General features: G+C 71.1%; 5 protein-coding genes and 1 pseudogene. 3 read left to right on the forward strand and 3 right to left on the reverse strand.

Features of this window, described 5'->3' with window-relative positions; genetic code table 11:
- Positions 1 to 8: 8 nt before the first annotated feature.
- From efeB to fxsT, 3 genes are all read left to right on the forward strand, one after another.
- Complete coding sequence (gene efeB, locus NBX02_RS11980; RefSeq protein WP_445548388.1) at positions 9 to 1,226, forward strand: iron uptake transporter deferrochelatase/peroxidase subunit; 1,218 nt, start codon at positions 9 to 11, stop codon at positions 1,224 to 1,226.
- 220 nt (positions 1,227 to 1,446) lie between these two features.
- Positions 1,447 to 1,947 carry a GNAT family N-acetyltransferase gene (locus NBX02_RS11985; protein ID WP_250291347.1) on the forward strand — a complete coding sequence of 167 codons (501 nt, stop codon included), beginning with the start codon at positions 1,447 to 1,449 and terminating at the stop codon, positions 1,945 to 1,947.
- Between the two features lie 812 nt (positions 1,948 to 2,759).
- A complete protein-coding gene (gene fxsT / locus NBX02_RS11990) occupies positions 2,760 to 5,321 on the forward strand; it encodes an FxSxx-COOH system tetratricopeptide repeat protein (RefSeq protein WP_250291350.1) in 2,562 nt (853 codons plus the stop codon).
- Positions 5,322 to 5,342: 21 nt separating this feature from the next.
- Here the strand turns inward: fxsT and NBX02_RS11995 are convergent, their stop codons facing one another.
- The 3 genes and pseudogenes from NBX02_RS11995 to NBX02_RS12005 form a co-directional block, all read right to left on the reverse strand.
- Positions 5,343 to 6,578: a cytochrome P450 gene (locus NBX02_RS11995; protein WP_250291351.1), complete on the reverse strand. Its 1,236-nt coding sequence runs from the start codon at positions 6,576 to 6,578 to the stop codon at positions 5,343 to 5,345.
- 563 nt (positions 6,579 to 7,141) lie between these two features.
- Positions 7,142 to 8,155, reverse strand: coding sequence for an NADP-dependent oxidoreductase (locus NBX02_RS12000; protein WP_250286234.1), 1,014 nt, complete (start codon positions 8,153 to 8,155; stop codon positions 7,142 to 7,144).
- A gap of 121 nt (positions 8,156 to 8,276) precedes the next feature.
- Positions 8,277 to 8,578: pseudogene (locus NBX02_RS12005) on the reverse strand (mycofactocin-associated electron transfer flavoprotein beta subunit); the annotation flags it as partial.

The following is an 8,578-nucleotide window of genomic DNA, read 5'->3' on the forward strand; positions in this document are numbered from 1 at the left end:
GGTCCTTCCTGGCCGGGGCGCTGGCCGCCGGGGCCGCGGTGGGCGCCGGCGGCACCGCGCTCGCGACGACCACCGGCGACGACCAGAACACCACCCGTGACGGGGATCCGGGCCGGACGGTCGCCTTCCACGGGACCCACCAGGCCGGCATCCTCACCCCGGCGCCGGCGGCGGCGACGTTCGCCTCCTTCGACGTGATCGCCACAGACCACGCCGGGCTGACCGAGCTGTTCAGGGCAATCACCGAACGTGCACGCTTCTTGACCTCCGGTGGCGAGCCGGTCGATCTCGGGACGACCGCCCCGCCGTCCGACAGCGGCATCCTCGGGCCGGTGGTGCCGCCGGACGCGCTGACCGTCACCGTCGGGGTGGGCGCCTCCCTCTTCGACGACCGGTTCGGCCTGGCCGGCCGCAGGCCGCGGCGGCTCACCCCGATGCGCACCTTCCCCAACGACGCGCTGGACCCGGCGCACTGCCACGGCGACCTCAGCCTGCAGCTGTGCGCGCACAGCCGCGACACGGTCCTGCACGCGCTGCGGGACATCGCCCGGCACACCCGCGGCGGCATGCAGCTGCGCTGGCGCGTCGACGGCTTCCAGAACCCGCCCCGGCCGTCGGGAGCCCAGCGCAACATGCTCGGCTTCAAGGACGGCACCGCCAACCCGGACGTCACCTCCGCCGCCGAGATGGACCGGCTGGTCTGGGTGCACGGCGGCGACGGGCCCGCCTCGGCCGAGCCCGCCTGGACCGAGGGCGGCTCCTACCAGGTCATCCGTATCATCCGCATGCTGGTGGAGTTCTGGGACCGGGTCTCGCTCAACGAGCAGGAGATGATGATCGGCCGGCGCCGGGACACCGGGGCCCCGCTGGACGGCGCCGCGGAGGCCGACATCCCGGACTACACCCGCGACCCCGACGGCGGCATCATCCCGCTCGACGCGCACATCCGGCTGTCCAACCCGCGCACGCCGGACACGGACAGCTCCCGCATCCTGCGCCGCGGCTACAACTACGACCGGGGCATCGACGCCAACGGCAACCTGGACATGGGCCTGCTCTTCTGCTGCTACCAGCAGGACATCGCCCGGCAGTTCGAGGTGACCCAGACCCGGCTCATCGACGAGCCGCTGGTCGACTACATCAGCCCCACCGGCGGCGGCTACTTCTTCGTCCTGCCGGGCGTCCGCGACTCCACCGACCACCTCGGCCGCACCCTGCTGGCCTGACGGCCGCGGCGATTGGCCGCGTGGTGACCACGGCAACCGAGGTGACCTGGCATGGTCCCGGGGCGGATATGCTCCAGGGGAGCCGCATCCTGCCCACCCGGCCCGCGGCCGCCACGGCTCGCCGTCCCACCCACATGTCCGTTCTGGTCCGGACCCGGGCCGGGTCCGGCGAGTCCGGGCGCGGATCATTCCGCACCCAGGCCTCACTACGATTCGGCTCATGGAGACGTTGTCGTTGGCAGACGGGGCCGTCCTTCGCCCGGCCCGGCCGGGTGATGCCGGGGGCATCCTCGACTGTGTCAGAGGGCTGGCCCGCTACGAGCGGGAGCCCGACGCGGTGCGGACGACAGCCGACGACCTGCACGTGGCGCTGTTCGGCCCGGCGCCGGCGGTGTCCGCCCATGTCGTCGAACGGGACGGTGAGATCGTCGGCATCGCGGTCTGGTTCCTGAACTACTCCACCTGGACCGGTCGGCACGGCATCTACCTGGAGGACCTGTTCGTCCGCGAGGACCAGCGCGGCCAGGGCTACGGCCGCGCGCTGGTGGCCACGCTGGCCCGGCACTGCGTCGAACGGGGGTACGCCCGGCTCAACTGGGCGGTGCTCGACTGGAACACGCCCGCCCTCGACTTCTACGGCTCCCTCGGCGCCCGCCCCCAGCCGGAGTGGGTCGGCCACGTCCTCACCGGCGACCGGCTCACCGCACTCGGCACACCCTGACCACCAGCGCCACCCGGCGGCCACTGCGAACAGCCACCGCGAACAGCCACCATGCCCAGGTCACGGTCGGCAGTCCCGGGAGAACACCACCCTGCCCAGACATGAAGAGCCGCTAAAGCTTATGTCTGGGGACTGTGTCCAATGGTCGGAGCTGACGCACCGGCTGCTTGATGCCGCCAGGTCACAAATTGGCCACAAAAAACACCGGAATGAAGCTCGGCAAGCTCCGGCGACCAGGAGGACCACAAAAAATCTGAACGGTGGATCAGAGCTCAGCAACCTCCGCTGCGACTCGAGCCCCCGCCGTACGAGCCGGAACCGCCGGAACCGCCGGAACCATATCCTCTCGAGCTGCGGCCAGCAGAACGGGGGCCGTTCGTGTCCTGGTTTTCCGAGCTGTAGCCGCTCGGCCGAGATGTCCTCGGAGTCTCGGTCCTCGAGGAGCCACTGCCATCGGAGCTTCTGCCACCCGCCCTGAACCGCTTCCAGAGTTTCACTGACGACGTCCTCTCCAGGAGAGCTCCAGCGATCAGGCGCAGCATATATCGGCGTTGACGGCCAAGCTATATCCGCGCGCCGTCCAGTCGACGACAATCCCGCTCCGTCAACCCGGATTCCTGGATTATAAATGCCCACAAAAGGGACAAATAGTACTACTGACAGCCAGCCGGTCGGCTGTCGCCGTCCGGCCGGTGCGCTCCCCGCGGGCCGTGGCCGCGGATATCGTCGGATACCCGATACATCTCGCCCGCACGACGACCCACGGTGTATGCATACCCACGTTCCGCGTCCGACAGACTGGGGGTTGGGCGATGCGGCAGGACACACCCTCTCCGGCCGGGGAGGACGGCGCGGGCGCGGTGGATTTCTTCGTCTCCCACGTCTCCGCGGACCGCGAATGGGCAGAGTGGATCGCCTGGCAGCTCGAGGCCGTCGGGTACCGCGTGCTGGTGCAGCCGTGGGATTTTGTCCCCGGATCCAACCTCATCGCCGAGAAGCATCGGGCCACCCAGCTTTCAGCCCGCACGATTTCGGTGCTCTCCGCCGCCTATCTGGCCTCGGAGCACGTTGCCCCTGAATGGCAGGCCGCATTGGACGCGGACCCGAGCGGCCGGCAACGCAGACTGCTGATGCTACGGGTGGAGGACTGCAAACCGCCGGGCCTGTTGGCCCAGCGGGTCGTCGTGGACCTGTTCGCGACGGATGCCACGCTCGCCACCCAACGGCTGCTGGCCGCTGTCCGCGACGAGCGGGGAAAACCGACAGCCACGCCCGCCTTCCCGGGCCGGCCCGAGCCAGGATTTCCCGGCCGGCTGCCGGTCGTCTGGAACATTCCCGTCCGGCTGCGGTTCTTCACCGGCCGCGACGCTCTGCTCGAGCAGATAGCCGAGCAGCTGGCCGGCACCGGCCGGGTCGCGGTCACCGGCCCCGTGGGCTCCCGGGCGGCGGGCGCGGCGGCGCTGTACGGCCTGGGCGGAGTCGGGAAGACCCAGCTGGCAGTCGAGTACGCCCACCGGTACGCGGACGTCTACCGGTGGGCGTGGTGGATCGACGCGGAACAGCCCGTTCTGGTGAGCGGGCAGCTGGCCGCGCTGGCGCCGCGGCTTGAGCTGCCGGTGAGCGGGCGGGCCGCCGAGGACGCGGCTGCGGTGCTGGACCGGTTGAGCGTCACCGGCGACTGGCTGCTGATCTTCGATAACGCCCAGTCCGCCGAAGAGGTGCGCGAGTGGCTGCCGGACACCGCCCGGGGCGGGCATGTGCTGGTCACCTCACGCAGCCCGGTATGGACGCCGCTGGCGACCCGGATTCCGGTCGACGTGCTCAGCCGTTCCGAGACGACCGCCCTGCTCCGTCAGCTGGTACCCGACATCGACGGGCCCACCGCCCACGAGCTGGCCAACCTGCTGGGGGATCTGCCGCTGGCGGTAGGGCAGGCCGCCGCCTACCTGGAGAAGAGCGGGGAAACCCCGGCCGGTTATCTGGCCACGTTTCGCGCCCGGCGGCACCGGCTGTTGGCGGAAGGGCAGGATCTGGTCTATGGCGGCAGTGTCGACGCAGCCTGGTCGCTGTCGCTTCAGCGGCTGGCCACCGAGAGCCCGGCGGCGGTGAGGCTCCTCGGGCTCGCGGCGTTCCTCGGCCCGGAGCCGATCCCGCTGACGCTGCTCACCCAGCCGGTCGGCCGCAGGTGGCAGCGGCAGTCCGGTCTCGCCGGCCGACAGGTGCCACAGGCAGTGACCGCGCTGCTGGGCTACTCCCTGGTCACCCGTGACGGTGACGCCATCCGCGTACACCGCCTGGTCCAGGAGGTCACCCGCACCCGCCTGACGCGGGACCGGCGGCGGTACGCGGCAGCAGCCCGCCGCCTGCTGGTCGCCGCAGCCCCTCCCGGCACCGAGGATCCCGACAGCTGGCCCGTGTGGGCCGTGCTGGCGCCGCATGCGCTGACCGCACCCGCCCTGTATCCGGAGGATCCGGCTGAGGACATCGGTCCGGAGGCACGCAGACTGCTGCTGGAGACCGGCTGGTACCTGCGGGTGCGGGGGGACCCGCACGCGGCCCACAGCCACCATCAGCAAGTCCACCGGAGCTGGGCCCGCCATCTCGGCCTCGACCATCCCGACACCCTGTCCGCGGCGAACAACCTCGCCGAGGATCTGCGCGTACTGGGCGACGTGGCCGCGGCACGAAGCCTGGACGAGGACACCCTGCGCCGCCGCCGCCAGCTGTCCGGCGACAACCACCCCGACACCCTGGCCTCGGCGAACAACCTCGCCATCGATCTACGCCTGCTGGGCGACGTGGCCGCGGCACGCAACCTGGACGAGGACACCCTGCGCCGCCGCCAGCTGTCCGGCCGTGACCACCCCGACACGCTGCGCTCGGCAAGCAACCTCGCCATCGAGCTACGCCTGCTGGGCGAGGTGGCCGCGGCACGGGACCTGGACGAGGACACCCTGCGCCGCCGCCGCCAGCTGTTCGGCGACAGCCACCCCGACACCCTGGCCTCGGCGAACAACCTCGCCGAGGATCTGCGCGTACTGGGCGAGGCAGCCGCGGCACGGGACCTGGACGAGGACACCCTGCGCCGCCACCGCCAGCTGTCCGGCGACAACCACCCCGACACCCTGGCCTCGGCGAACAACCTCGCCGAGGATCTGCGCCTGCTGGGCGACGTGGCCGCGGCACGGGACCTGGACGAGGACACCCTGCGCCGCCACCGCCAGCTGTTCGGCGACGACCACCCGGCCACCCTGCGCTCGATGAGCAACCTCGCAGCCGACCTGTGGGAGCTCGGCGACACAGCCGGGGCGGAACAGCTGCGGACGCAGCTCCACAAGCGGCACACCCTGCCCGGCAGACAGCCTGCGCTGTGACGGGCCAGAGCCGCACCAGGGTCAGCCGGTGAGGCGCACGGGCAGCTCGGTCATGCCGCGCACCACGAGATTGGGCCGGTAGACGGGAGGATCGGCGAGCAGTTCGATCGTCGCTGCCCGACCCGCCAGCGCCCGCAGCGCGACCTCCATTTCCAGCCGGACGAGTGGCGCGCCGATGCAGTAGTGCAGGCCGATGCCGAACGACATGTGCCGGTTCACGCTGTTGCGGCCCGTGTAACGGGTCAGGTCCAGCCGATCCGGTTCGTCGAAGGCATCCGTGTCCCTGTTCGCCGACCCGAACATCACCATGACACTGTCACCGGGCGCGAAGGTGTGCCCGGACAGTTCGATCTCCCGTGTCGCGACCCGGGTGGTCAGCTGTGACGGGGCGTCGTAGCGCAACAGTTCGTCCACCGCGGGTGCGGCGAGGTCGGGGGTGCCGCGCAGCAACGCGAACTGGTCCGGGTTGCGCAGCAGGGCGAGCACCCCGTTGCCCACCAGGTTCACCGTCGTCTCGTGACCGGCCACGACCAGCACCACCAACGTGGCGAGCATCTCGTGGGCGGTGAGCCGGTCACCGGCCGCCTCGACCGCGGCGAGAGCGCTGATCAGATCGTCCTGTGGCTGGGCCCGGCGCCGCGCGATCAGAGCGCCGAAGAACTCGATGAACTCCCGGGCCGCGTCGGTGCGGGCGGCGACCTCCTCCGGCGTGAGCAGCACGTCCGGATCCAGGCCACGGGCGATCCCCGCGGACATCCGCCGGACGGCCGGGTGGTCTTCGGTGGGAACCCCGAGCAGCTCGCAGATCATGGTCAGTGGCAGGGGGTAGGCCAGCGCCTCGATCAGGTCGACCTCACCGGCGGCCACCGCCTGGTCGATCAGCTCGTCGACGACCTGCTCCACGCGGGGTCGCAGGCGCTCGATCGTGCGGAGCGTGAACGCCTTGCTGACCAGCCCACGCAGCCGGGTGTGGTCCGGCGGCTCCATCCACAGGAACGACGCGGGCAGGTCCAGGATGTCACTGCCCGGATGCAGCAGCTCGGGCTCCTCCGCATGGCTCCACACCGGGTTCTGCAGGACGGCGTTGCAGTCGGCGTACCGCGGGACCAGGCGCAGGCCGAGCGGTCCCGGTGGGAACGGGCCGGCCGCGCGCAGTATCTCGTAGCTCGGGTACGGGTCATGCCGCCACTCGGGGGCGAAGGCGTCGAGCACCGCCTGCCCAACGGCGGAATCCCCGGCCGCGGGCTCCCTGGCCACAGGTACTCCGACCACGGGCTTCCCGCCGGTGGGGGTGGCCCCGGTGACGTCACGCGTGATAGTCGGCCCAGCGCTGGGATCCACGTTCGGCTCCTCCCGGAAGATGACGGCCCGTGCGCCACGCCCCGGTCGCCAGAAATTCCGGGGCACGGGGTTTCCCCGCGTCCGCATCGAAACCTTCCCGAATTCCATCGGAACCTGTCGTCCGGGTAGTGAACAGACCATAAACCATCCGCCAAGAACACTGGAAGAAACCGGCGGAAAAGTGTTCCGTATCGGCCGATCGTGATTTCCGATTTTCCGATGGGCCGGCCGGTGCCGGGTACCGGCCGTACCGCCGGCGGCCGTCAGGATCCGGTGCTACAGCGGATGTGCCCCCATGCCTGCCCGTCCCTCGCAGCCGTAGGTCACAACCGCTGTTATCACAACGCTTTCTACCTACGGCCTGCACGCTTGTAGGTGGATTTCGTCGTCATGGCAGCGGTTTTCACCTACGGCCGACGGGTGTCGGGTGTCGGGTGTCGGTGAACGCGGCACAGACCCGGAGCGCGGGGCCAGGAGTGTCAGGAGCCGGCGATCTCGAGGACGAGTTTGCCGGTGTTGCCGCCGGAGAAGAGCAGGAGCAGCGCCTCCGGGAAACGTCCGATCCCGCCGGGGAGGATGTCCTCACGCGCCCGCAGCGAACCGTCCGCCAGCCAGGTGGCCAGCTCCGCCGTTGCCGCCGGATAGCGGTCGGCGTAGTCGGAGACGAGCATCCCCGTCATGGACGCGCGCTGGATCAGCAGCCACCGGTAGTTGCGCGGCCCGCTGACCTGTGTGGTCGCGTTGTACTGCGAGATGGCGCCGCAGATGACCACCCGCGCGCCGCGGGCGAGGTGGGTGAGGACGGCGTCGAGGATGTCGCCGCCGACGTTGTCGAAGTAGATGTCGACGCCGTCCGGCGCGTGCGTGCGCAGCGCGTTCTCGACATCCTGCTCCTTGTAGTCGATGGCCGCGTCGAAACCGAGCTCGTCGACCAGCCAGCCGCACTTGCGCGCGCCACCGGCGATACCGATGACACGGCATCCCAGCCGTCTGGCGATCTGGCCCACCACGCTGCCGACGGCGCCGGCGGCCCCCGAGACCACCACGGTGTCGCCCGGCCGGGGACGCCCGACGTCGAGCAGCCCGAAGTAGGCGGTCAGGCCCGGCATCCCGAGCGCGCCGAGGTAGGTCGGCAGCGGCGCCCGGCCGGGGTCGACCGTGGCAACGCCCCGGCCGTCGCAGAGCGCGTACTCCTGGACCCCGAACGGCCCGGTGACATGGTCGCCCACGGCGAACCCGGGATGGTTGGAGGCGACGACGCGGCCGGCCGCATAGGCGCGCATGACCTCCCCCAGCGGCACCGGCGGGACATAGGAGCGCGCCTGGTTCATCCAGCCCCGCATGGCCGGGTCGAGGGAGAGATAGCTGATCTCGACGAGGAACTCACCCTCGCCGGGGGCGGGGACCGCTGTCTCGACCTGCTCCCAGTCTCCGGGGGCGGGCAGGCCCACCGGACGGGCCGCGAGACGGATCTGCCGGTTGACGGCCTTCAAGGTCCACCCTCCACGGGACGACGGCGCTCGGTACGGCAGCCTCGGTAGGGGCAGCCCTGGTACGGCGGATGCCGGATGCCGGATGCCGGATGCCGGGCAGCCACCGCCGACGGTAGCGCGGCTACGGCCCGGCGGGGGGCCGCTCGGCGAGGTAGCCGTTGCGTTCCAGGAAGGCCAGCAGTGCGTCGGCCGCGTCGGCGGCGTCCACGGGGCCGACGATGGTGGGCGGTTCGTGCGCGGCCAGCACACCGGTCAGCTCCATCAGACGCTGCCGGGGGGTGCCCGACGGCGGCGGGACGACCCTGGTCCGCGGCCGGAACGGACCCGCCGAACGGACCGTGACGGCAGCCGCCAGGTCGCCGTCGGCGGCCGCGGCGACGGCTGCCGCGTCCAGCACGGGTATCCCGGCGCGCTGTGCCGCCA

Source organism: Protofrankia sp. CiP1_Cm_nod1 (genome assembly GCF_920888515.1).
Taxonomy (GTDB): Bacteria; Actinomycetota; Actinomycetes; order Frankiales; family Frankiaceae; genus Protofrankia.

What these genes read in the sequence shown, in the direction of transcription:
- NBX02_RS11985 (WP_250291347.1), top strand. Translation starts at nt 1,447, where the DNA reads ATGGAGACGTTGTCGTTGGCAGACGGGGCCGTCCTTCGCCCGGCCCGG.
- fxsT (WP_250291350.1), top strand. Translation starts at nt 2,760, where the DNA reads ATGCGGCAGGACACACCCTCTCCGGCCGGGGAGGACGGCGCGGGCGCG.